Below are 24,691 nucleotides of genomic sequence, written 5' to 3'. Positions count from 1 at the left end.
TAGGCGTCATTGCGTCGGCTGTTGCGCTGCGGGCGAGCGCTGGCAGTACCGGCACTGACGCTCCCTCATCCTCGATATGTACTAAGGAACTAGCAATCTCCGCACTGCGGGCAATTGTTGCACCGGCGGCGGCGCCCAAGAATCTGCGTCAGACCGGAGAAATTTCCGGGTACAACAATAACCGCAGAGGTAGCCGTCATGACCCACCCCGTACGTCGTCAACCCTTCGCCCTCAGTGTGCTGCTCAGTGCCATGTTGCTGTCCGGCTCGGCCCTGGCCGCCGTCACCGATCAGGACATTCTCCAGGACCCGAAAAACCCCGGGCAGGTCGTCACCAACGGCCTCGGCGTCCAGGGCCAGCGCTACAGTCCGCTGGATATCCTCAATGTCAATAACGTGAAGGAATTGCGCCCGGTCTGGGCCTTTTCGTTCGGCGGTGAAAAGCAGCGCGGTCAGCAGGCGCAGCCGATGGTCAAGGATGGCGTGATGTACATGACCGGATCCTACTCGCGGGTGTTTGCGGTGGATGCCCACACCGGCAAGAAACTCTGGCAGTACGATGCACGCCTGCCGGACGACATCCGCCCGTGCTGCGACGTGATCAACCGTGGTGTGGCGCTGTACGACGACCTGGTGATTTTCGGCACCCTGGACGCCAAGCTCGTGGCCCTGAACAAGGACACCGGCAAAGTGGTCTGGAGCAAGAAAGTGGCCGACCACAAGGAAGGCTACTCCATCAGCGCCGCACCGCTGGTGATCAACGGCAAGCTGATCACCGGCGTGGCCGGCGGCGAGTTCGGGGTGGTGGGCAAGATCGAAGCCTACAACCCGAAAAACGGTGACCTGCTGTGGACCCGGCCAACGGTCGAAGGGCATATGGGCTACGTCTACAAGGACGGCAAGGCCATCGAGAACGGCATCTCCGGAGGCGAAGCCGGCAAGACCTGGCCGGGTGACCTCTGGAAAACCGGCGGTGCCGCGCCCTGGCTCGGCGGCTACTACGACCCGGAAACCAATCTGCTGTTGTTCGGTACCGGCAACCCGGCACCGTGGAACTCCCACCTGCGCCCTGGCGACAACCTCTATTCCTCATCGCGTCTGGCGCTGAACCCGGATGACGGCACCATCAAGTGGCACTTCCAGAGCACTCCGCACGATGGCTGGGACTATGACGGCGTCAACGAGCTGATCTCGTTCAACTACAAGGACGGCGGCAAGGAGATCAAGGCCGCGGCCACCGCTGACCGCAACGGCTTCTTCTACGTGCTCGACCGCACCAACGGCAAGTTCATCCGTGGCTTCCCGTTTGTCGACAAGATCACCTGGGCCAGCGGCCTGGACAAGGACGGCCGGCCTATTTACAACGAAGCCAGCCGCCCGGGCGCGCCAGGCACTGAAGAAAAAGGCAGTTCGGTGTTTGTCGCACCGGCATTCCTCGGCGCGAAAAACTGGATGCCGATGGCCTACAACCAGGACACCGGACTGTTCTACGTACCGTCCAACGAATGGGGCATGGACATCTGGAACGAAGGCATCGCCTACAAAAAAGGCGCGGCATTCCTCGGCGCCGGCTTCACCATCAAGCCGTTGAACGAAGACTACATCGGCGTGCTGCGCGCCATTGACCCGAAAACCGGCAAGGAAGTCTGGCGGCACAAAAACTACGCGCCGCTGTGGGGCGGGGTGCTGACCACCAAGGGCAATCTGGTGTTTACCGGTACGCCGGAAGGCTTCCTGCAGGCCTTCAACGCCAAGACCGGGGAAAAGGTCTGGGAGTTCCAGACCGGCTCCGGTGTGCTCGGTTCACCGATTACCTGGGAGATGGATGGCGAGCAGTACGTCTCGGTGCTGTCCGGCTGGGGCGGTGCTGTCCCGTTGTGGGGTGGCGAAGTGGCCAAGCGGGTCAAGGACTTCAACCAGGGCGGCATGCTCTGGACCTTCAAACTGCCCAAGGACCTGGTGGCCAAGCATTGATCTGAGCCTGGAGGGGCCTGAATACCCTCAAGGCAATACTACGACCAAATGACGAGAGTCCCCCTGCCAACGGCGCATTCGTCCGGGCTGTGGGGCTCTCTACTATCGGTCTATCGCCTGTTGACCGACAGGCCTCGACCCAGCAGAGGTTCATCATGATCTACGCTCAACCCGGAACACCCGGTGCCGTCGTTTCCTTCAAGACACGCTACGGCAATTTCATCGGCGGTGAGTTTGTCGCCCCGGTCAAAGGCCAGTACTTCACCACGACTTCACCGGTCAACGGCCAGCCGATCGCCGAGTTCCCGCGCTCCACCGCCGAAGACATCGACAAGGCCCTGGACGCTGCCCATGCCGCTGCCGACGCCTGGGGCAAGACCTCGGCTCAGGATCGCTCGCTGGTGCTGCTGAAAATCGCCGACCGCATCGAACAGAACCTCGAAGTGCTGGCGGTGACCGAAACCTGGGACAACGGCAAGGCTGTGCGCGAAACCCTCAACGCCGATGTACCGCTGGCGGCAGACCATTTCCGCTACTTTGCCGGCTGCATCCGTGCCCAGGAAGGTGGCGCCGCCGAGATCAACGAACTGACCACCGCTTACCATTTTCACGAACCGCTGGGTGTGGTCGGGCAAATCATTCCGTGGAATTTCCCGCTGCTGATGGCCGCCTGGAAACTCGCTCCGGCGCTGGCCGCCGGTAACTGCATCGTCCTCAAACCGGCCGAGCAGACGCCGCTGTCGATCATGGTCTTCGCCGAGTTGATCGCTGACTTGCTGCCGCCGGGCGTGCTGAACATCGTCCAGGGCTTTGGTCGCGAAGCCGGCGAGGCCCTGGCCACCAGCAAGCGTATCGCCAAGATTGCCTTCACCGGTTCCACCCCGGTGGGTTCGCACATCATGAAATGCGCCGCCGAGAACATCATCCCGTCGACCGTGGAACTGGGCGGCAAGTCGCCGAACATTTTCTTCGCCGACATCATGCAGGCAGAGCCCGCGTTCATCGAAAAAGCCGCTGAAGGCCTGGTGCTGGCGTTCTTCAACCAGGGCGAAGTCTGCACCTGTCCGTCCCGTGCGCTGGTGCAGGAGTCGATCTACGAACCGTTCATGGCCGAGGTCATGAAGAAGATCGTCAAGATCAAGCGCGGCAACCCGCTGGACACCGAGACCATGGTCGGCGCCCAGGCGTCCGAGCAGCAATACGACAAGATCCTCTCGTACCTGAAAATCGCTCAGGAGGAGGGCGCCGAGCTGCTGACCGGCGGTGCGGCTGAACGTCTTGAAGGCGACCTGTCGAGCGGCTATTACATCCAGCCGACCCTGCTCAAGGGCCACAACAAAATGCGTGTGTTCCAGGAAGAAATCTTTGGTCCGGTGGTGGGTGTCACCACCTTCAAGGACGAAGCCGAAGCCCTGGCGATTGCCAACGACAGCGAGTTCGGCCTCGGTGCCGGCCTGTGGACCCGCGACATCAACCGCGCCTACCGCATGGGCCGGGCGATCAAGGCCGGTCGTGTCTGGACCAACTGCTACCACCTGTACCCGGCCCACGCCGCGTTTGGTGGCTACAAGAAGTCTGGCGTTGGCCGTGAGACCCACAAAATGATGCTCGACCACTACCAACAGACCAAAAACCTGCTGGTGAGCTACGACATCAACCCGCTGGGCTTCTTCTAACCCGCAAAAACGCCACAAACCCTGTGGGAGCGAGCCTGCTCGCGATGAGGCCAGTACAGTCGATAGTGATGTTGACTGTCAGTCCGCTATCGCGAGCAGGCTCGCTCCCACATTGGTTTTGTAGGGTTCCAGTATCTGCGCGGCACCCCCTACCAAGGCACCCCACCACCTCCTTCGAAAGTAGCATTCGGGCGTCTGTCCTCGCGTGTATTAATGCCTCTACCGGAATGCTCCGGCACAAGAAGAGGATTGACCCATGTGGACTAAACCCGCGTTTACCGACCTGCGTATTGGCTTCGAAGTGACGATGTATTTCGCCAATCGTTGATGTTCCGTCCGGCCATCTGCACGGTGGCCGGGCCTCTTGTCGGGAGCACTGTCCATGCATATCCGCATTCTTGGTTCCGCCGCTGGCGGTGGATTTCCGCAATGGAACTGCAACTGTCGCCAGTGCAGCGGCGTGCGTAATGGCCGCCTGAAGGCGCAGCGTCGTACCCAGTCATCGATTGCCTTGAGTGACAATGGTGTGGACTGGGTCTTGTGCAATGCCTCACCGGACATCCGCACCCAACTCGAGAGCTTCGCCCCTCTGCAGCCGGCGCGTCGTTTGCGTGATACGGCGATTGCCGGGGTCGTGCTGCTGGACAGCCAGATCGACCATTGCACCGGTTTGCTCAGCCTGCGCGAAGGCTGCCCGCATCAGGTCTGGTGCACCGAGCGGGTCCATCAGGACCTGAGCAGCGGCTTCCCTTTGTTCAACATGCTCAGCCACTGGAACGGCGGTTTGCAGTGGCAGCCCGTCGGGCTGGACAGTCAGCCATTCCAGATCGCGGCTTGCGAGCATCTGCAATGGCGGGCGATCCCGTTGCGCAGCAACGCGCCACCGTATTCGCCCAATCGCGGCAACCCGCAACCGGGCGACACCATCGGCCTGTTCATCGAGGACCTGCGCAGCGGCGCGAGCCTGTTCTATGCCCCCGGCCTGGGCGAGGTCGATACCGAGGTGCTGGGGTGGATGCAGCGCGCCGACTGCCTGCTGCTCGACGGCACGCTGTGGCGCGACGATGAAATGCGCCTGTGCGAAGTCGGCCAGAGTCTGGGCAGCGAGATGGGCCACCTGGCGCAAAGCGGCCCCGGCGGCATGCTCGACGTGCTGGAGGGATTTCCCCGTCAACGCAAGATTCTCATCCACATCAATAACACCAACCCGATCCTCGACGAAGACTCGGCCGAACGCGCCGAACTGGCACGGCGCGATGTTGAGGTGGCCTATGACGGCATGAGTATTTTGCTGTAGCGGATGCTCTCATCGCGAGCAGGCTCGCTCCCACAGGGGTTCGAGTCGGCCCCGATTTTCTGCGCACAGCAGCTCTACTGTGGGAGCGAGCCTGCTCGCGATGAGGCCAGAACAAACACCACAGAATCCAACGGTTATTCCCCGGAGATCCGAAATGACTGACACACCACTGGCCCCCGCCGAGTTCGAACAGGCACTGCGCGCCAAGGGCGCCTATTACCACATTCACCATCCGTTCCATCAGGCGATGTACGCCGGGCGCGCCACGCGTGAACAGATCCAGGGCTGGGTCGCCAATCGTTTTTATTATCAGCTCAACATCCCGCTCAAGGATGCGGCGATTCTGGCCAACTGCCCGGATCGCGAGGTGCGTCGGGAGTGGCTGCAACGCCTTGTCGATCACGATGGTGTGCCCGGCAGCGAGGGCGGAATCGAGGCCTGGCTGCGGCTGGGGGAGGCGGTGGGCATTGCGCGTCAGCGGATGCTGTCCCAGGAAATGGTCCTGCCGGGGGTGCGCTTTGCGGTGGATGCCTACGTCAACTTCGCCCGCCGCGCCTGTTGGCAGGAGGCCGCCAGCAGTTCGCTCACTGAACTCTTTGCACCGCAGATCCATCAATCCCGACTCGACGCCTGGCCGCAGCACTACCCGTGGATCGACCCTGCCGGCTACGAGTATTTCCGTACACGCCTGAGTCAGGCGCGGCGTGATGTTGAACATGGCTTGCGCATTACCCTGGCGCATTACGTCACGCGCGAGGGGCAGCAGCGGATGCTGGAGATTCTGCAATTCAAGCTCGACGTACTGTGGAGCATGCTCGATGCCATGAGCATGGCCTATGAACTGGAGCGCCCGCCGTACCACAGCGTCACCCGCGAGGCAGTCTGGCATCGGGGGATCGTCCTGTGAGCGGCATCGAACGTCACCTGCAACCGGCACTGCGTCGTGGCTTTCGCCTGCAGTGGGAAGCCCGTCAGGATTGCCATGTGCTGCTCTACCCGGAAGGCATGATCAAACTCAATCGCAGTGCCGGCGAGATCCTCAGCCTGGTGGACGGTCAGCGCAATGTGGCGTCGATCATCGAGCTGTTGTCGGCGCGTTTCCCCGAGGTGCCGGGGATCGATGAAGATGTGCTGGCGTTCCTGGAGGTGGCCCATGCTCAATACTGGATCGAATGACCCGCGTCCGGGCCCGCCGCTGTGGCTGCTGGCGGAACTGACTTATCGCTGCCCGTTGCAGTGCCCGTATTGTTCCAACCCCCTGGACTTTGCCCGGCACGGCGAGGAATTGAGCACCACCGAGTGGATCCGCGTGTTCCGCGAGGCACGGGACATGGGCGCTGCGCAACTGGGGTTTTCCGGTGGCGAGCCATTGGTACGCCAGGACCTGGCCGAGCTGATCAAGGCCGCCCGGGACATGGGCTACTACACCAACCTCATCACCTCGGGGATCGGCCTGACCACGCGCAAGGTCCGGCAGTTCAAGGAGGCCGGACTGGACCATATCCAGATCAGCTTCCAGGCCGCCGACGAGGCGGTCAACAACATGCTCGCCGGCTCGCGCAAGGCATTCGCCCAGAAGCTGGCGATGGCCCGGGCGGTGAAGGCCCAGGGCTATCCGATGGTGCTGAACTTCGTCACCCATCGGCACAACATCGACCAGATCGGACAGATCATCGAGTTGTGCCTGGAGCTGGAGGCGGATTTCGTCGAGTTGGCCACCTGCCAGTTCTACGGTTGGGCCGAACTCAACCGCGTCGGCCTGTTGCCGACCCGTGAGCAGTTGCAGCGTGCCGAACGCATCACCAACGAATATCGCCAGCGTCTGGAGCAGCAGGGTCACCCCTGCAAGCTGATCTTCGTCACCCCGGACTACTACGAAGAACGCCCCAAGACCTGCATGAACGGCTGGGCCAACCTGTTTCTCGATATCACCCCGGACGGCACCGCGTTGCCGTGCCATAGCGCCCGTCAGTTGCCGGTGCAGTTTCCCAATGTGCGTGACCACAGCATCGAGCACATCTGGAACGACTCCTTCGGTTTCAATCGCTTTCGCGGCGATGAGTGGATGACCGAGCCCTGTCGTTCCTGCGATGAAAAACACCAGGACCTGGGTGGCTGCCGTTGCCAGGCGTTCATGCTCACCGGCGATGCCGCGAATGCGGACCCGGTGTGCAGCAAATCACCGCACCATGGCAAGATCCTCGAGGCCCGCCGGCAAGCCGAAGCGCCGGGGCAGGGGATCGAGCAGCTGACTTTGCGCAACGAGAAGGCGTCGCAGTTGATCTTTCGCGGCTGAGGCGCGGGCTACCCTTTGGTCTGATTGCATTCGCAGCGGGATGCTTTAGGCTGGCTATTACCTTCCAAAACAATAAAAACAGGCTTTCCAATGAGCCAGAGTCTCAGCCAGCTGCGTAAATTCGTTTCGCCTGAAATCATCTTTGGTGCCGGCTGCCGGCATAACGTCGGCAACTATGCCAAGACCTTCGGCGCGCGCAAGGTATTGGTGGTCAGCGACCCCGGCGTAATCGCTGCCGGTTGGGTCGCCGATGTCGAGGCCAGCCTGCAGGCCCTCGGCATCGACTATTGTCTGTACAGCGCCGTGTCGCCCAACCCGCGGGTCGAAGAGGTCATGCTGGGGGCCGACATCTACCGTGAAAACCACTGCGATGTGATCGTCGCCGTAGGCGGCGGCAGCCCCATGGACTGTGGCAAGGGCATCGGCATCGTCGTTGCCCACGGTCGCAGCATTCTCGAGTTCGAGGGCGTGGACACGATCCGCGTACCGAGCCCGCCGCTGATCCTGATCCCCACCACCGCCGGCACCTCGGCGGATGTTTCGCAGTTCGTGATCATCTCCAACCAGCAGGAGCGGATGAAGTTCTCCATCGTCAGCAAGGCCGTGGTGCCGGACGTGTCGCTGATCGACCCGGAAACCACCCTGAGCATGGACCCGTTTCTGTCGGCCTGTACCGGCATCGATGCCCTGGTGCACGCTATCGAGGCATTCGTCTCCACCGGTCACGGCCCGTTGACCGACCCGCATGCGCTGGAGGCCATGCGGCTGATCAACGGCAATCTGGTACAGATGATCGCCAACCCGACAGATATCGCCCTGCGCGAAAAGATCATGCTGGGCAGCATGCAGGCCGGCCTGGCGTTCTCCAACGCGATTCTCGGTGCGGTGCACGCCATGTCCCACAGCCTGGGCGGTTTCCTCGACCTGCCTCATGGCTTGTGCAACGCGGTGCTGGTGGAGCATGTCGTGGCGTTTAATTACAGCTCGGCACCGGAGCGTTTCAAAGTGATTGCCGAGACCTTCGGCATCGACTGCCGCGGCCTCAATCATCGGCAGATCTGTGGGCGCCTGGTGGAGCACCTTATCGCTCTGAAACACGCCATTGGCTTCCACGAAACCCTAGGGCTGCACGGCGTTGGCACGTCTGACATTCCGTTCCTGTCCCAGCATGCGATGGATGACCCATGCATTCTCACCAACCCCCGCGAGTCGAGCCAGCGTGATGTCGAGGTCGTCTATGGCGAAGCCCTCTGACGAGCAACAACGGGCGCTGACCGGATTGCTGGGGCTGGGCAATCATTCGGCGCGCAAGAGTCATTACCCGGAGCTGGCGGCCCGTCTCGACGAGCTGGAAGCCGAACGCAACCGCTACAAATGGTTGTTCGAAAACGCAGTCCACGGAATTTTCCAGGCCAGCCTGCAACAGGGCATGCTCGCCGCCAACCCGGCGCTGGCGCACATGCTGGGTTATGAGACACCACAGGAAGTGCTGTTTTCCCGAGCCGATCTGGCAAGCCAGTTGTTCGTCGGCGATGCGCAGGAAGTGCAGGACATCGCTGAGACCCTGCAAGCTCAACGCAGCCTGCTGGGTTATGAAACCCAGCTGCGACGCAAGGACGGCAGCCACATCGATGTGTTGATGAACTTGCTGCTCAAGCCGGATCAGGAGGGCCTGGTGGAAGGTTTTGTCGCCGATATCACCGAGCGCAAACTGGCCCAGCAACGCTTGCAGACGCTCAACGATGAGCTGGAACAACGGGTTACTGCGCGCACCGATGAACTGCTCGAAGCCAACCGCAACCTGCAACAGCAGATCGCCCAGCGCGAGCAGATCGAACAGGCCTTGCGCGATGCCCGGGATGCGGCGCAGGCGGCCAACAACAGCAAGGACAAATACCTGGCCGCCGCCAGCCACGACCTGCTGCAACCGTTGAACGCGGCGCGCCTGCTGATCTCCACTTTACGCGAGCGCCCGTTGCCCAGTGTTGAACAGGTGCTGGTCGAACGCACCCACCAGGCGCTGGAAGGTGCCGAAGACCTGCTCACCGATCTGCTGGATATTTCCCGTCTCGACCAGGCCGCGGTCAAGCCGGACATCGCCCTGTATCGCCTCGATGAACTGCTGGGCCCGTTGGTCTCGGAGTTCCAGTCGGTGGCCGGAGCGGCCGGGTTGAACCTGCGGGTACACATGGGCAATTTTGCCATCCACACCGACCTGCGGCTGATGTCGCGGATCATGCGTAACTTGCTCAGCAATGCCTGCCGCTATACCGAGCAGGGCAGCATCCTGCTGGGCGCCCGGCGACGTGGCAAGAGCCTGCGCCTGGAAGTCTGGGACACTGGTCGCGGTATTCCGGCCGACCGCCTGGACTCGATTTTCCTGGAGTTCAACCAGCTGGACGTCGGACGTGCCGCCGACCGCAAGGGCGTGGGGCTGGGACTGGCTATCGTCGAGCGGATCGCGAGAATTCTCGAGCACAAGGTCGAGGTCCACTCGTTGCCGGGGCGCGGTTCGATGTTCAGCATTCAGGTACCGATTGGCGAACAAGTGCCGCTGCCCATCCATCAGGCGGCGCCGCAGCCGAGTACCGGCAACCCTTTGCCGGGCCGTCGTCTGCTGGTGCTGGACAACGAAGTGAGCATCCTCGAGAGCATGAGCGCATTGCTCGGCCAGTGGGGCTGCGAGGTGGTGACGGCAACCGACGAGAGCGCTGCGCTGCTGGCCTTGCAGGGGCGGGCACCGGAATTGATTCTGGCGGATTTCCACCTGGACCATGGGGTCATCGGCTGCGACGTGATTCGGCACCTGCGCGAGCATTTCGCCGCCGCCATTCCCGCCGTGATCATCACCGCAGACCGCAGTGATCAGTGCCGCCGCTCCTTGCAACGACTTGGCGCGCCGCTGCTGAACAAACCGGTCAAACCCGGAAAGCTGCGAGCGGCGTTGAGTCAGTTGCTTGGGTAGCGCCCGAATGTCAAGACAGTCAAAAAAGTGGACCCGCCAGGATAGCGGGTCCGAAAGGTGGATCAGAGCTTCTGCAACTGCCCGACGCGCCCCATCATCTCGGTCACGATCTGCAGGTCCAGCAGGAACTGGTCGACAGTCTTGAATTCGTTGTCGGTGTGGCCGGTGTACTTGACCTCGGGCCTGGCCAGGCCAAATTGCACGCCATTGGGCAGTTCATGGACCGAGGTGGCGCCGGGGGAGGTGCCGAACTTGTGTTCCATGCCAAGGTTTTCACTGGCCACGGCCAGCAGGGCCTTGACCCATTCACCCTCAGGGTTGCGGTGCATCGGCTCGGCGATCGAGTAGTTGAAGGCCACGGCAATGTGGGTCTGCTTGCTCCAGGCGCCAAGCTTATCGGCGATTTCGGTTTTGAGCGTCTGCGGGGATTTACCGACCGGCATGCGCAAGTTGACCGCGAGCTTGAAGGCTTTGTCATCCATCCCGACATAGGTCAGGGAAGTGGTCAGCGGTCCCATGAAGGCATCGGAAAAGCCAACCCCCAGTTTGCCACCGAGGTAGTCCAGGCCCCAGTTGTCGGCGGCGTAGCGGGCGGCGTCGGTAATGTGGTTGTGCTTGAGCGCGACCTTACCATCGAGGCTGTTGATCAAGCCCAGCATCCTTGCCACCGGATTGACGCCTGACTCGGGCTCGGAGGAGTGGGCGGAAACGCCGGTGACCGTCAGCGTGACGTCCTTGCCGACGACCTTGGCGGTCACCTCGAAGTTGCCGCCGTTGCGCTTGGCATAATCAGTGCCGGCCTGCTGCAGGCTGGCGGCCAATTCGGCGGGCTTGTCACCCACAACGGTGGCAACCGAGGTCGACGGAATCTGGTTGGTGGCCAAGCCGCCCGTCATTGAAGTAATTTCGGCGCCTTTGCCCTCTGCGGCACGTCGGGCAAAGCTCGCCATGACGGTACCGTAGCCTTTCTCGGCAATCACTACTGGATAGCCGCCATCCAGCGCCAGGTTGTAGTCGGGTGTCGGGTTGTGTTCGAAGTAATAGGGGATGGCGTCGCCGGTGGTTTCCTCGGTGGTGTCTACCAGCAGTTTGAAATTCCTCGCCAGTGGCAATTTCTCTTCCTTGATGATCTTCATGGCGTAGAGCGCCACCACGATACCGTTCTTGTCATCCTCGGTGCCCCGGCCGTACATGCGGTCGCCGACCTGGGTGACCTTGAACGGATCGAGCCGGGTGCCATCTTTCAGGACCCAGTTTTCCGGAGTCACGGGGACTACGTCGGCATGCGCGTGAATGCCCACGACTTCATCGCCATCGCCTTCGAGGGAGATTTCATAGACGCGGTTGTCGATGTTGCGAAAGTTCAGGTTGAAAGCCTGGGCAAGGCCCTTGAGCTTGTCGGCGATCTTGATGAATTCGGGATTCTCGTGCTGGGCAACGCCCTCCACGCGGAAGGTCGGGATTGCTACCAGTTCGCGCAGAGTCTCGGTGGCAGCGTTGCCGTACTTCACCCGCGCGTAGATGCCAAGCAGGCGATGGATCTCGTTCTGTTGTTCAGGAGCAAGGGGCTTGTTGTCCTGGAAAGCATTGATTGCCGGGCCGAAGTAGGCGGTTTGGGCGAGGTCGCTCTTGGCCAGGCTACCCAGGAACTGCCTGAAATCCGTAACTGATGTATCGCTGAAGGTCTTGAGGATGGTCGCGCTCTGGAGCGGTGTGATGTTGGCATGAGCTGACGTGGTGAACGCCAAAAGGCTGGCCAGTATCAAGGTTGTCGCGGCCAGTTGCTTGAGTGAGAAGTCCATTGCTGGGAGCATTCCTTTGCAGGTGGTTTGTCAGAAATTTCTGATCGATGAGACAGAAACATTTCCAAACTAACACCATGAGGAAGTGGTACGGGAGTCCCTGAAGTGAGATCTGTCGCACAGAAATGCAAAAGCGACGCAGAAACGAAAAAGCCCGGGGAAGGTTTCCAGGGCTTTCGGAGTCGTCGAGCTCTCATCCCGAGGTTTCTTCGGTGGAGCGGCTGACTCACGCGATGAGGGTGCGCACTAACGAGGCTGCGTTGCGGTCCGTCGTCAGGTTTCGGGTATCTGTGCGGGTTTTCGGAATCTGGCGGTCTGAAGTAGTGTCTGAAATATAAAGAGCTGACTGCGTATATTAACTTCTTATCGCTTTTTGATAGAGAACATAGTGGCTGTTATATCCTTTGTGGGGGTTTTGTAACTGAAATGTCACGGGCGACGCTCGAATAGTTCACTCGTCTTAGTGTGAGCTACATAAGAAAAACTCATTGACACCCTAAAAGTTGCACGCGTACTATTTGGGCGTAGTTAACGTTGACTACAGGAGAATAATAGGGTCAGGGAATGACTAACTCGCCATAGTGACACACGCAGTGTGTACATCCTACGTCCCGCGACTCTATACCCTGCTTTTCTGCAGGCTATATTCTGCTTATCTTGTTATTTGATTGTTTTGTATCCCGAGTCAGGTATTAGGTTTGTTCGGTTTCGCAAAAGACAGCGCTATCTATAGATATGAATGCACTTCACGTGGTCGGCTGGACACTGGTCATGTGTGAGCGTGCCTTTACGTTGTTGGCGTGGCGCTTCCGGCATGGCCGATCAGGCCGCCTTGGAACCTTGATGCAGTCGTCTATATATTCATAAGGAGCTGAATATGTTTGTCCGTAGTATCTCTGATGTTGAAAAAACCGATTTTTTTGTCGAGTGGGGGGCTGGCACCAGCCACCGTTTGCTAACGGAGATGGATGGCATCGGCTTTACTATCTGCCACACAGTGGTGCGAGCTGGTACGGAGTCCTTTCTTCATTATCGCAATCATCTTGAGGCCTGCTATTGCATTGCCGGTGAAGGGGAGATTGAGGATATGGATGGCATGGTTCATCCGATTCGCCCGGGCGATATGTATGTATTGGACAAACATGATCGTCACTATCTGCGGGGTGGCAAGTTTACGGACCTCATCCTGGTCAGTGTTTTCAATCCTCCGCTTGTGGGGACCGAACGTCACTCGATAAATAATCAGAGCGCCTCCTCTTATTGAGCAGCGAACTTCCAGTTCGGTACTTCGCCACTTTGAAACCTCACCTGGTACTTCCCCGGATGACGCGTTTTGGTTGTTGCGCGCAGGTAAAGTTTATTCGAATCAATGACAAAGTTATCAACGCTGGAGCAGACCCGACTTCGACGTTTTACGCGCCGATAAGGGTGGGCGTACAGGTCCGTTGTGTGGCAGGTCTTCATTTGCGGAATTGATGATATGAAGTTGTTTAGACCGTTGCGTCAGCGGCCTGTGGCGTTGCTGTGGGGAGGGCTGGCGCTATCTTCGATCGGCGACGAATTGTTCGCGATCGCCGTCGCCTGGATGGCGGTGCAGATCGCCGGCACCGATGCGAGTTGGCTTAGTGCGTTGCGCGGCGGCGCCGCGCTGGCGGGTGCGTTGCTGGGAGGGATCTGGGCCGAACGCTGGGACCATCGGCGCACGATGATCGGTGCCGACCTCGCACGGGCCGGGCTCGCGCTGATTCCGATGTTGGCCTGGGTGCTGGGTATCATGAGCCTGTGGATGCTGGCGGTGCCAGTCATGCTCATGATGATCGTCAACTCTTTGTTCGAACCGGCCTTGCGCGCCAGCTTGCCACGCATTGTCGCGGCGCCGGACCAGTTGCAGGCCGTCAACGCGCTGTTCGACGCGATCATCCGGGTCGCTCGGGTGATCGGACCGATGCTGGCCGCGGCCATTACGCTGCTGATTCCGCTTGAACATCTGTTTACCCTCAATAGCCTGACGTTCCTGATCTCGGCCTGGGCGGTGATGAAACTGAGCAAGGCATTGCCTCGTCAACCGGTCAAGGTGACGAGTCGGCGTGCCGCCTTCACTGCCGGTTGGCGCAGCCTTGTCCGTCGCCGGCAGATGCAGGCGGTGTATGTGTGTGCCGGGTTGGGCAACGTCGCCTGGAGTCTGGGCATTTCCATCGGCATGGCGCTGGCTGTGGTCAAGTACGACATCCAGGGTTTCGGTGTACAGGGCTTTGCCGCCTACGGCCTGATCATGGGCGCCTATGGCTGTGGCAACCTGATCTCTATTTTTGTCGTCGGTAACCTGCATATCCGCCGCCTGTATGGGGGCTTTACCTTCGGCTCCGTGGTCAACGGCCTGGGCATTGCGACCATCGGTGCGGCGGTGATGTATCTACCAGCGGAGTACGTCCTGGCCGGGATGATGTTCGGCGCCGGCCTGGCCGCGCTCGGCGGGCCGCTGATCGACATTTCATTCATCTTGCTGATTCAAACCACATTCAAGCAAAGCGAGATCGCCGGGCTGGCAAGGTTGCGCTTTGCCGCGCTGGGTGCCTCCATCCTCATTGCCGGGGCCTGCGGTGCGGCACTTTATGCGCGGTTCGAAACCGGCATGGTCATCGTCGGTAGCGGGATTTTTGAAGTCATCGTCGGTGCGATTGTATTGCTCGTTCCCAAGGACAATGAAGCGGCCAACGCGAACACGGGCGAAGAGCCTCTGGTGGATGGCAACGAGGTAGCCCAATGAGACCTTTTCATCACTATGTGAAAGACCACGCCGAGCATACGCCAGAGAAGATCGCACTGGCTGTCGCAGGGCAGCAGCTCACTTACGCTGAGCTGGATGAGCTGGCTGGCGCGGTGGCTCAACAGTTGCTGGCAACGGGGATGACGGCGGGGGACCGGGTCGCACTGCATGCGCCTACTTCCCTCGAAACGATTGCCTGCGCGCTCGGCGTGATGAAGGCCGGGTTCGTGCTGGTCCTGATGCATTACGGTATTGCCGCCGAAAAACTCATCCATCAGCTCAACGATATCAAGGCAAAGACCCTGATCGTACCGGCTGGTGCAAGCCTCGACGAACTGACCGGGAAGGTCGATCTACAGTTCGTCCTGCACATGGGCGAGCGATTCAGCCCGGGCCAGTGGCGCACCACTGGATTCGATGGCTTGAACGAGGTGTTTCCTGTGTGCGACGGGGCGCTGAACGGTGCCGAGGTTTGCGTGATTTTCCACACGAGCGGCTCGACGAAGGACGCCAAGGGCGTCGCGGTCAGCAACCGCAACATGCTGGCGGCCTACGACGCGGTGTCTAGCTATCTGGGCAACTTCGAGGATGCGGTCGTACTGAATTTCTCACCCCTGCATTTCGATTATGGCTTCTACAACATCATGATGCCGTTGCTCGGAGGCGGTCGCTCGGTGACCGAGAATGCGCTGCCCGAACGGCCCGAGCAGATGCTTGAGCTGATTCGGCAACATGGCATCACCGCGATGCATATCCTGCCGCCCGCCGTTCACTTTCTGTTGCAGGCCGAACCGGACGCGTTTCAAGTCGAAGTATTCAAATCCCTGAAGTACATCGCCAGCAGCGGGCAAGCGCTGCCGCCCAAGCATATACGTCAATTACGAGCGTCCCTTCCAGGTGTTGCTGTTTATTCCATGTATGGCCTGACCGAGTGCAAGCGGGTCGCGTATCTGCCGCCGGAGCAGCTCGATCAACGTCCCGGGTCAGTTGGCAAGCCGATTCCCGGGGTCAAGGTTTTCCTCGTTGACGAAGACCTGCAACGTATCACCCAGCCAGATCGGGTGGGTGAACTGGTCGTCGCTGGCGATCTGGTAATGCTCGGCTACTGGAACAAACCGGAGCTGACCCGGCGTGTGCTCAGAAACGATCTGTTCGGCGAGGCGCGGGTCTATTTCACCGGCGACCTGTTCAGGATGGACAGCGAGCAGTACCTGTATTTCGTCGGCCGCAAGGACAACGTTTTCACCCGGCGCACGTTTCAGGTCAACCCCAGGGAAATCGAGCAGGTCATCCTCTCGCACGAGGCCGTCAGCGAGGTCGTCGTGATCCCTCTGCCGGATGAAGTTGCCGGGCATGTTCCCAAGGCCTGTGTGGTCCTGAAAAAAGGCTGTGAGTTGTCGGTTGACGCGCTTGTCCAGTACTGCGCCACGCAGTTGGATTGGTACATGGTGCCCGGCGTTGTCAGTTTTCATGAGGCGTTGCCACGCAACCTCAACGGTAAAACGACGGCGCATCTCTTGGCAGCCGGCGCTGTGGCCATTTAATAAACATTCAATGCGTAAACGGAATTACGGAAATGATCACCGATTCGAATCCTGCCTTTGTCGATTCTGCGATGAACAAGCTGGCCGACTATTTTGACGACTTGGCCAGAGGCAAGGTCCAGGTGCCCAGGCAGCCTGTGACAACGAGAATACGCGAGCAGATTCAGGACCAGGAGGTGCTGGCCTACCATGATCTGCTGGTGGCGCAGACCGGTCCGCTTTTTTCGCATTTTCTGGCCAGCGTGCCGGGTATTCTGGAAGAGCTTTCCCATGTCGGCGTGGCGCTTGCCCGCTATACCCTCGAGCGGCGCAAACAGGACGATCGAGTTTTCACTTTGTGGGAGATTGATGCGTTTGATGGGAGTAGCGGCAGGTCGTTGGCTAAATACGCCAAGGGCGCAATACGGACGCTGACCAACTCACCGAACAAGGCGAACCAGATCCATTTCGACGCTCATGCCGACAAGGAACTTTGCACGTTCCACTCTGGGTCGTTTCTTCAGGTGAACCGCGAGATCGTAGCGCAAGCGTTGGATTCGCAGGTGCCGTTTCGTGGGGTTGACTATCTCTATGAGATGGCGGCTTTCCAGTTCTATGGCAGAAACAGGGACGAGCATCTGAAAGGTGTTTCGAGTTTCCTGCGTGAGGATGGCCTCGCATTCTTCCTGGAGAAATTCAATCAGCCCGAGGTCGACGAGTACTACCGGCGGGAACGGGTAAAGGACGAACAGCACAAGGCTCATTACTTTTGCGAGGAGGAAATAGCCTGGAAAAGGAATGCCATGTTGTCGCAGATGGAGAATGGCCAGATTCATTTTTCCGATTTCGTCGAAGCAGCGACCCGTTATTTTGCGCATGTCTATCTCATCTGGAACGGCACCAACTTCTATGAGTTTGTTGCCTCCAACGACGAGAACAGCATCACCCGGTTTATCGAACTGCTTGGCCAGCCCTTTATCCCCCATGGTTTCTGCTTCGAACATCCGGTTGTCAGGAAGCTCTCACAGCCTGCGGCTGATCGTTAGGAGGCGGTTTTGATGGATTGGATGACAGAGTTGCCATTGGGACATCATGAAACCTGCGATCGAGCCAGGGCACTCCTCGGGCGATGGCGGACTCTTGCCGCTGAAACTGAGCGGGCCCGCTGTATTTCGCGGCAGACTGTAGACGACTTGCTTGCCGGAGAGCTTATGCAGTTGTTCGTGCCAAGACGTTATGGCGGACTGCAACGCGATTGGCCAACCCTGGTTGAAACCTCTCGAATTGCCGCGCGGGTTTGTCCGTCGACCGGTTGGATGATTGGCCTTGTGGGCAGCCATGCGGCGATTGTCGGGCGGCTTCCTTACTCATGCCAGGAGAAGGTCTTTGCCGATGGGCCGGGGCAAATCATTGCCACTGCCTCTGTGTCCAGGGATCTCTCGATCCTGAAAGTTGACGGTGGCTTTCGCGTTAGCGGAACCTGGCGTTTCAGCTCGGGGATCGATCATGCCAGCTGGGTTATCGTATCCGCGCGCCGGGATAATCCTGCGGATGTATCGCCTGGTCATCCGTTGTTAATCACTCTCAGGGCTGAGCAGGTTCAGATCGAAGATGCCTGGCACGTCGCTGGCATGTGCGGTACCGGATCGAAGGATCTACGACTGGACGATGTATTTGTGCCAGACGATTGGGTGGTCTCGCAATCGGAGTGTTTCGGCCCCGCCCCGGTAGGCGCCCGGCACAATCCGGATGGCTACCTGTTTGATGTGGAGTTCATTCCGTATCTGGGCAGTCTGCACATCGGCCCTGTGCTTGGTTGCGCGGAGGGTGCGTACGACGACTGCATTGCAGCACTGCGCAAGCATGAATCAACGAAGGAGGGCGGGGCATTAAAGGCTCGGCCAATCTTGCTGGAACGACTCGCGGAAAGTGCTGCGCAATTGAGCTGCGCCAGGCACCTTTACCAAGCCATTACCTTTTTACTCCATAGTGCAGGTGTTGCAGGCAGGTCACTGTCGCTGCAAGAGCTGGTCACCCTCAAGCGAGATCGTGCCTATCTGATTCGGTTGTGCGTGCAGGCTGTTCAACGGCTGGTGTGGCAAATGGGAACTGCGGCGATTTTTGATGCGAGTCCGGTGCAACGACACTGGCGCGACATTCAGGTGATGGCGTCCCATATGGATGTGAATTGGGACACCGCCATGCTCGCTTATGGGGATTTTGTGCTGGATCAGCGCCAAGCTGATCCAGCTATGAATGGTTATCGCACTTAGCCAGGGGGGACACCGTCGAGGGAGATTTCATAGTCGATCACGTCTTTGCCGATCATGCCCACTCCTGTTTTTGGAGTAAAAGAAACTCCTTTGATTTCAACAGGTCAGACGCTAGCTGCGAGTCTGGTTATTATGTTGTCCGTATTGGAAAAAGGGGCATTGGCCTCTTTTTTCGTGCCGACGATTTCAGGGCTTTGCCGCCAGTATCCTCCCTCAATCCAACTTAAAGATTCCAAGCATGAACCTACGCAAAATGGCAGTGGGGCTGTCGGCCCTTGTTTTGTTCTCGAGCGGTGCGGCAGAAGCTCGCAACCTGCTGGACTTCCTTAAACCGCCCAGCCAGCACGAGGAACAAGGGCACCGTTCAGGCTCAATCAGCCAGAGCGCGGCGATCGACCTGTATTCAAGCAAGCAGCAACAGGCATCGTTTGATGGGTGCGCAGACCTGTTTCCGGCAGCCAGGCCGATCAGCATGACCAGCGTGCCTGCAACGATGAAACCCTTGGCCCTGTGTTCCGACAACTTTGCGGTGCTGTATTCGCAAACCAGCAAGACGCCATTGGTTGTGGTTGAGCGTCTGAATTCAGCCCAGTTGGCGGATGCCAAAGGAGAGGAGCGAACCAATCAGTTCTATCCGGACCCACGCATTCCCAAGGACGGGCGGGCAGAGTTGAGCGATTACCGTGGCCAGCATCCGGCCGTGGATCGTGGTCATCAGTCCCCGGCCGCCGATGCCCCGAATCCGCATGCAATGGCCCAGACCTTTGCACTGTCGAACATGGTGCCGCAAGACCCGACCAATAACCGGAAGATCTGGAGCAAGGTCGAGTCTGATGTCAGAAAGTTCGCGAAGCGCGCCGATGGCAATGTCTTTGTCTTCACCGGCCCGCTCTTTGATGCAGGTCATGCCACCATTGGCGACAACAAGGTCTGGGTGCCAAACCGCCTGTTCAAACTGGTGTACGACGCTTCGTCCAAACGTGCCTGGGCTTATGTGCTACCTAACGCGGAAACCCGCATTGAGAAGCCGGTGGACTATGAGACTTTTGTGAAGATCACCGGACTCAACCTGCTGGGAAATCTGCCGGTCTCGGGTTCGGTGGGTCGCTCTTGATCTTCAAGGGACCACTTTGCTGAATGCCATGCCGTTGACCAACGCTGACTGTTCAGCTGAGGTCACGGCTTGCGAGCCAGACAAAACACGCTCAGACCGGCCAGACGGTTTACCTTCATGAACGGAAGTTCGAGGGTGCACAGCGTCTTCAGCAGGGTATTGACCAGCGGATGATGGCGCTTGAGTTGCGAGCGTGGCGCCGACGGTTGTGCGCCTGTTGGCAACAACCGCAGGGTTGCCGCAATCGGGAACACCAGGCCGAAGTAATAGACCCCTTGTATCACCGTCAAGCCGGCGTCCCTGGCCACTGTTTCCAGTTGCGGCAAGGTGTAGCGACGCTTGTGCTCGAGAAACTCATCGTGCCCGCTCCAGAGAAACCGGAACGCCGGCACCGTCATCAGGAAACGGCTGCCGGACGGGACTTTATCGACATAGGCCTTGAGCAATCCGACGTCATCATCGACATGCTCCAGCACGTCCATCAACAGCACCAGATCGGTGTCCACTGAATCAATTGAACGACGGTAGTGCAGCGGTTTACCGGCGGTTGTGGTGTCCGAGTCCGTCTCATAGCTGATATCCACGCACCAGGCCTCGGTCGCGGTTGTCCGGGTCAACAGGTGATGGGTGAAAAAGCCGGAACCGGCGCCAATGTCGAGAATCCTTTTGACGGGGGTATCGCCCAGCAGTCGAGTCATCGCCGCGGCTTTTGAACAGTAATACCAATGCTGGCCGATGCTTGATCCGAGAATGTCGATTTCCTTGAGATCCATGGTTCAGTCCTTGATGGTGTAGACCCGGCGCACCAGAAAAACCGCTCGGCGCTTTGTATCGATGCAGGTTCTGCGCGGATATTCACCCAACACTCCGATGCCGATCAGTTGCGGACCACCGGCAAAGGTGACGGCGACCATCAGCGAAGCGTAGCTCAAGGCGGCAAACATCTTCCCATGGGTGTAGGGCGGGATGCGATGGCAGTGAGCTCGAGCGAGGCGTCTGCGTCAGGCTTGAGAGTCCGGGATTGTCTTGCTGCAGGTCGACGAAATAACTCGTTCGGGCTCTTGCAGACGGGAAAATCCCTGCTTAACTCTGAACCTCCGGTCAGTCAGTGACTTATCAGTCACAAAGACCGTCCGGGAAGTCGCTCACGCTGTGCGCTTGGTTAAATTTGTTCAGGGAAGAAAATGACATGATGCCGAAAACTGCCATCGTCGAGATTTGCAAGAAGTACAAGGTTTATACCGAGCACTATCTCAACGCCGCCGCTGACAAAACCATCATTCTGGTCAACGGCTCGCTGGCAACTACCGCATCCTTTGCTCAAACGGTGCGTTACCTGCAGCCGCGATTCAATGTGGTGCTGTACGACCAGCCTTACGCCGGTCAGTCGAGAGAGCACAACCTCCATGGCCAACCGATCCGAAAGGAAGACGAGGCGCAGATCCTGCTGGAATTGATCGAGCACTTTTCCGTGCACCATGTGCTGTCCTTTTCCTGGGGCGGCGCGGCGACCTTGCTGGCGCTGGCCCAGCGACCGCGTCGAATCGAGAAGGCGGTGATCAATTCATTTGCAGCGCGGATCAATACGCCGATGCGCGATTACCTGGAGAGCGGCCTGAATTTTCTCCAGGCCTGTGATCGGCCCAATGTCGGGCACTTGATCAACAGCACCATCGGCAAGCACCTGCCATCGTTGTTCAAGCGTTTCAATCACCGGCATGTCAGCAGCCTGGCCGAACACGAATACCGGCAGATGCATTTCCACGTCAACGAGATCCTGACCCAGGACATCCACTGCTACTCCGTCTGTGCCGACGCGATCGAAGTCCCGATGTTGTTCGTCAACGGCGAATGGGATGAATACACCTCGGTGGAGGACGCCAGGCTTTTTGCCGCTCATGCCCGTCAGTCCCGGTTCCATACCATCAAGAACGCCGGGCACTTCCTCGATATGGAACACCCGGCGGCCTGGCATGACACACGGCAGGCCTTGCTCGGTTTTCTGCAGCCGGCTTGCGACACACCGAGCCAAGTCCGTCATCACGCTTACAGTAGAGAAGCATCACTGATGTGATGCTACGCCAGGATAATGTGTTTCAGCTTGGCGTTCAGTGCAGCGAACGCTGCTTCGGCGCTCGCCTTGTGGTTGGTGATGAGCACATCGATGCGCTCTGGCGGACAAAAGGCTACGCGGCTCTCCACGCCGATCTTGCTGTAGTCGGCGAGGATGACCACGCGTTCGGCATACTCGGCCATGGCGCGGGCCACTTCGGCCTCACGGTGGTCGTAGTTGCTGGCACCGCGCTGGGCGTCGATGCCGACGGGCGACAACAGCGCGAGGTCGGCCCGATAACGGCCAATCTCAGCCACCGTGGTGCCGCCAACCGTAGCGGGAGCACGGTCGTCGAGCGAACCGCCGAGCACAATCACCTCGTTGTGCTGGCCGCCCGAGGCGGCGGGGTTACGCAATTGCAGCGCCACGTTGAACGAGTTGGTGATCACGGTCAGCCCGCCCAGCTTGGCCAGCTCTTCGGCAAGGATGACAGTGGTGGTGCCCGCGTCGATAAACACGGTCTGCCCGCGCGACAGCAGGCCGACCGCTGCACGCGCGAGGTCACGCTTGAATTTGACGTTGCTGTGCGCCCGCTCGGCGATGGGTGCTTCGTCTTCGACGCGAATGGCGCCGCCGTGTATCCGCTTCAACTCCCCGAGGTCTTCCAGAGCGACCAGATCGCGCCGCACGGTCTCGCGTGAAACATTCAGCTCCGTGACGATGCGGTCGGTGGTGACGCGCTGCAAGGTCGATAGCAGTGCGCGGATTCGCTGGTAACGCTCTTCTTGCCACATGCCGGGTGTCCCTGCTGTTTGAGTTGCTGTCCGAGCACGCATTGTGGAGGGGCGTCGGTCACTGTCAAGTTCGCTCCGGCCCCCATCAGCATGGGGCAGACGCGGTCTGCGAATCATCAAAATGTAATATTGTGGCAATATTGTATTTTTGTGTATTTGAAGTTAGCCTCATCGCGGGACGGTTTTTCTCCCCTCGTCCCTATATTCGAAACACGCTTTCGCCATCGCCTCGGTCGTAACCTATCGTCTAGAAGTAGGAGCTATACCATGCAGCGTCGCCAGTTTCTGAACACCCTCGCTACTGTTTCCGTCGTAACCCCGCTGTTGTTGTCCTCCCGTATAACGCAAGCCGCCACGCCCGCGGCCACACCGAGCGCGCTGGATCCGGCGCGCTGGTCGCCACTGAACAGCCAGCGCCTGCAGGCGGTGATTGACCAGCACGGCGTCAAAAGCGCGTCCTACCGTCCTGACCAGCGCCCGTACGCGGTGTTCGACTGGGACAACACCTGCATCATGAATGACTGTGAAGAAGCGCTGCTGGTCTACCAGATCAATCATTTGCAATACAAGCTGACGCCCGACGAGTTCGCCGCCGTGCTGCGCCAGGACGTGCCGAACGGCGCGTTCATGAAGGACTACACCACAGTGGACGGCAAGCCGGTCACCATGGAAGACATCTCCAGCGATGTGGAAGCTGATTACCGCTGGTTGCACGCCAACTACAAAGGGCTTGCCGGCGACAAAAGCCTGGAAGAGATCCAGGCCAGCGAGCAGTACAAGGATTTTCTCGCCAAGCTCTACTTCATGTATGACGCGATCTGCGACAGCTACCCGGTGGAAATCGGCTACAAGTGGATTCTGTACTTCTACAAGAACATGACCACGGCCGAATTGCAGGCGATGGCCGAGGCCTCCAACAACTACGCCATGGGCGATGCGCTGCGCAAGGTCAAGTACGAGAGTTCACGCACGTTGCCGGGCAAGGCAGGGGTGGTGGCGGACACGCACTTCCATGGCATTCGCATCCATGAGGAAATCCGTAGCCTGATGCACACGTTGCGCGCCAATGGTATCGACGTCTACGTCAGCACCGCCTCGATCGACGACGTGGTGCGGGTGTTCGCCGGCCATCCCAACTACGGCTACGGCGTACCGCCCGAGAACGTGATCGGCCTGCGCATGGCGATGGAAAACGGCAAGTACACCAGTCGCTATCAACCGGACTGGCACTTCAATTACGGGCCGGGCAAGACTGTTGGCATCAAGAACGTGCTGGTGAAACAGAAGGGCTATGGCCCGGTGCTGGTGGCCGGTGACAGCGACGGTGATGCGTGGATGCTGCGCGACTTCAACGACACGGCGGTGGGCGTGATCGTCAATCGTATGAAGAAAGGCGAGATTGGTGCCGACAGCCAGCAGGCTGCCACCCAGTTGGGTAAGCCGGACGCCCGTTTCATCCTGCAAGGACGCGACGAGCACACCGGTCTGATGATACCGGACGAAAAATCGCTCAAGTACGGTAAAGACGAACGTAAGCTGCTGGCCTGATGGTGCTGGCTCGCGGGTGGTCGACGGCCATCCGCGAGCTGCAGTGCACGACTCTGATCAGCTTGGCCAGAGACAGGAACTAAACCCTCCAATACCGTCTACAGTGCAGGGGATAATCCCTTTCTGAGAGAACGGACATGTTCAGATCGCGCTCGTTGATAGCAGCTGTTACCTGCCTCGCCCTTGTGGCAGGTTCTGCGACAGTTTTTGCCGACCCGGGTAATGGTGGTCAGGGCCATGGAAACCAGGGAGGTCATGGCAAGGGCAAAAAGCCGTACGAAGACGGAAACTGGGACCAAGGCCCGAGAATCGACCGTGGCAGTGTGCTTGGCGTCATCGGTGGTTACCGCGACTACTGGAGACCAGATCCGACATTGCCACCCGGCATCCAGAAAAAACTCGCTCGTGGAAAACCCCTGCCTCCCGGAATTGCCAAGAAACTGGATGGTCGGCTGGTCGGTCGATTGCCTCACTACGAGGGTTATGAATGGCAGCAGGCCGGGACTGATCTGATTCTTGTCGCTATTACTACCGGGATCATTTATGAGGTTCTAAACGGCGCTCTCGATCAGTAGGTGGGGCGCCGTTGAGTCAATGTTCGCATCGTCC

Annotated in this window: 21 protein-coding genes and 1 pseudogene; 18 read left to right on the top strand and 4 right to left on the bottom strand. The window is 59.2% G+C overall.

Features of this window, described 5'->3' with window-relative positions:
- Positions 1-198: 198 nt before the first annotated feature.
- The 9 genes from AC1DHT_RS05010 (at position 199) to AC1DHT_RS04970 (ending at position 10,208) form a co-directional block, all read left to right on the top strand.
- Entirely contained in the window at positions 199-1,974 is a 1,776-nt protein-coding gene (locus AC1DHT_RS05010) for a PQQ-dependent methanol/ethanol family dehydrogenase (RefSeq protein ID WP_427538559.1), read from the top strand.
- Positions 1,975-2,129: 155 nt separating this feature from the next.
- Positions 2,130-3,650, top strand: a complete 1,521-nt coding sequence (exaC, locus tag AC1DHT_RS05005; RefSeq protein ID WP_427538562.1) for an acetaldehyde dehydrogenase ExaC — start codon at positions 2,130-2,132, stop codon at positions 3,648-3,650.
- A 256-nt stretch (positions 3,651-3,906) separates the two neighbouring features.
- On the top strand, positions 3,907-3,978 hold the full coding sequence (pqqA, locus tag AC1DHT_RS05000) for a pyrroloquinoline quinone precursor peptide PqqA (RefSeq protein ID WP_003253598.1): 72 nt from the start codon (positions 3,907-3,909) through the stop codon (positions 3,976-3,978).
- A gap of 54 nt (positions 3,979-4,032) precedes the next feature.
- Positions 4,033-4,947, top strand: a complete 915-nt coding sequence (pqqB, locus tag AC1DHT_RS04995; protein ID WP_427538565.1) for a pyrroloquinoline quinone biosynthesis protein PqqB — start codon at positions 4,033-4,035, stop codon at positions 4,945-4,947.
- A 154-nt stretch (positions 4,948-5,101) separates the two neighbouring features.
- Positions 5,102-5,854: a pyrroloquinoline-quinone synthase PqqC gene (gene pqqC, locus AC1DHT_RS04990; RefSeq protein WP_427538568.1), complete on the top strand. Its 753-nt coding sequence runs from the start codon at positions 5,102-5,104 to the stop codon at positions 5,852-5,854.
- A complete protein-coding gene (pqqD, locus tag AC1DHT_RS04985) occupies positions 5,851-6,123 on the top strand; it encodes a pyrroloquinoline quinone biosynthesis peptide chaperone PqqD (protein WP_054596934.1) in 273 nt (90 codons plus the stop codon). Before pqqC ends, pqqD begins: the two co-directional genes overlap by 4 nt.
- On the top strand, positions 6,101-7,243 hold the full coding sequence (pqqE, locus tag AC1DHT_RS04980; protein ID WP_427538572.1) for a pyrroloquinoline quinone biosynthesis protein PqqE: 1,143 nt from the start codon (positions 6,101-6,103) through the stop codon (positions 7,241-7,243). The genes pqqD and pqqE overlap by 23 nt, the downstream gene beginning before the upstream one ends.
- 90 nt (positions 7,244-7,333) lie before the next feature.
- Complete coding sequence (gene ercA / locus AC1DHT_RS04975) at positions 7,334-8,497, top strand: alcohol dehydrogenase-like regulatory protein ErcA (RefSeq protein ID WP_427538575.1); 1,164 nt, start codon at positions 7,334-7,336, stop codon at positions 8,495-8,497.
- Positions 8,481-10,208: a PAS domain-containing hybrid sensor histidine kinase/response regulator gene (locus tag AC1DHT_RS04970; protein WP_442114504.1), complete on the top strand. Its 1,728-nt coding sequence runs from the start codon at positions 8,481-8,483 to the stop codon at positions 10,206-10,208. The genes ercA and AC1DHT_RS04970 overlap by 17 nt, the downstream gene beginning before the upstream one ends.
- A gap of 62 nt (positions 10,209-10,270) precedes the next feature.
- Here the strand turns inward: AC1DHT_RS04970 and AC1DHT_RS04965 are convergent, their stop codons facing one another.
- On the bottom strand, positions 10,271-12,010 hold the full coding sequence (locus tag AC1DHT_RS04965) for a dipeptidase (protein ID WP_427538581.1): 1,740 nt from the start codon (positions 12,008-12,010) through the stop codon (positions 10,271-10,273).
- Between the two features lie 877 nt (positions 12,011-12,887).
- Between AC1DHT_RS04965 and AC1DHT_RS04960 the strand changes: the two genes are divergently transcribed.
- The 6 genes from AC1DHT_RS04960 to AC1DHT_RS04935 all read left to right on the top strand — a co-directional run bounded on the left by AC1DHT_RS04960 (position 12,888) and on the right by AC1DHT_RS04935 (position 19,687).
- Positions 12,888-13,274, top strand: coding sequence for an ectoine synthase (locus AC1DHT_RS04960; protein WP_429538171.1), 387 nt, complete (start codon positions 12,888-12,890; stop codon positions 13,272-13,274).
- Between the two features lie 216 nt (positions 13,275-13,490).
- Complete coding sequence (locus tag AC1DHT_RS04955) at positions 13,491-14,777, top strand: MFS transporter (protein ID WP_427538587.1); 1,287 nt, start codon at positions 13,491-13,493, stop codon at positions 14,775-14,777.
- A gap of 17 nt (positions 14,778-14,794) precedes the next feature.
- Entirely contained in the window at positions 14,795-16,321 is a 1,527-nt protein-coding gene (locus AC1DHT_RS04950) for a class I adenylate-forming enzyme family protein (protein ID WP_427538589.1), read from the top strand.
- A 32-nt stretch (positions 16,322-16,353) separates the two neighbouring features.
- Positions 16,354-17,346 carry a class I SAM-dependent methyltransferase gene (locus tag AC1DHT_RS04945; RefSeq protein ID WP_427538592.1) on the top strand — a complete coding sequence of 331 codons (993 nt, stop codon included), beginning with the start codon at positions 16,354-16,356 and terminating at the stop codon, positions 17,344-17,346.
- Between the two features lie 165 nt (positions 17,347-17,511).
- Positions 17,512-18,573: an acyl-CoA dehydrogenase family protein gene (locus tag AC1DHT_RS04940; protein ID WP_427538595.1), complete on the top strand. Its 1,062-nt coding sequence runs from the start codon at positions 17,512-17,514 to the stop codon at positions 18,571-18,573.
- A gap of 238 nt (positions 18,574-18,811) precedes the next feature.
- Positions 18,812-19,687, top strand: coding sequence for a DNA/RNA non-specific endonuclease (locus AC1DHT_RS04935; protein ID WP_427538598.1), 876 nt, complete (start codon positions 18,812-18,814; stop codon positions 19,685-19,687).
- A 62-nt stretch (positions 19,688-19,749) separates the two neighbouring features.
- Here AC1DHT_RS04935 and AC1DHT_RS04930 read toward each other — a convergent pair whose 3' ends face one another.
- A complete protein-coding gene (locus AC1DHT_RS04930; protein ID WP_427538601.1) occupies positions 19,750-20,460 on the bottom strand; it encodes a methyltransferase domain-containing protein in 711 nt (236 codons plus the stop codon).
- 3 nt (positions 20,461-20,463) lie between these two features.
- Positions 20,464-20,613 (bottom strand): annotated as a pseudogene (locus AC1DHT_RS04925) (glycosyltransferase); the annotation flags it as partial.
- Between the two features lie 263 nt (positions 20,614-20,876).
- Between AC1DHT_RS04925 and AC1DHT_RS04920 the strand changes: the two are divergent.
- Entirely contained in the window at positions 20,877-21,761 is an 885-nt protein-coding gene (locus AC1DHT_RS04920) for an alpha/beta fold hydrolase (protein WP_427538604.1), read from the top strand.
- A gap of 2 nt (positions 21,762-21,763) precedes the next feature.
- On the opposite strand, the gene AC1DHT_RS04915 is transcribed toward AC1DHT_RS04920, so the two are convergent.
- Positions 21,764-22,534 (bottom strand): DeoR/GlpR family DNA-binding transcription regulator, encoded by a 771-nt coding sequence (locus tag AC1DHT_RS04915; protein WP_427538607.1) that lies wholly within the window; start codon positions 22,532-22,534, stop codon positions 21,764-21,766.
- 267 nt (positions 22,535-22,801) lie between these two features.
- On the opposite strand from AC1DHT_RS04915, the gene AC1DHT_RS04910 reads away from it, so the two are divergent.
- Positions 22,802-24,082 carry a haloacid dehalogenase-like hydrolase gene (locus AC1DHT_RS04910; protein WP_427538610.1) on the top strand — a complete coding sequence of 427 codons (1,281 nt, stop codon included), beginning with the start codon at positions 22,802-22,804 and terminating at the stop codon, positions 24,080-24,082.
- A gap of 137 nt (positions 24,083-24,219) precedes the next feature.
- Entirely contained in the window at positions 24,220-24,657 is a 438-nt protein-coding gene (locus AC1DHT_RS04905; protein ID WP_427538613.1) for an anti-virulence regulator CigR family protein, read from the top strand.
- Positions 24,658-24,691 lie beyond the last annotated feature (34 nt).

The sequence above is a fragment of the Pseudomonas sp. 05N432 genome, from assembly GCF_056396945.1.
The sequence above is the reverse complement of the archived record's forward strand: the minus strand, read 5'-3'. Positions and strand labels throughout refer to the sequence as shown.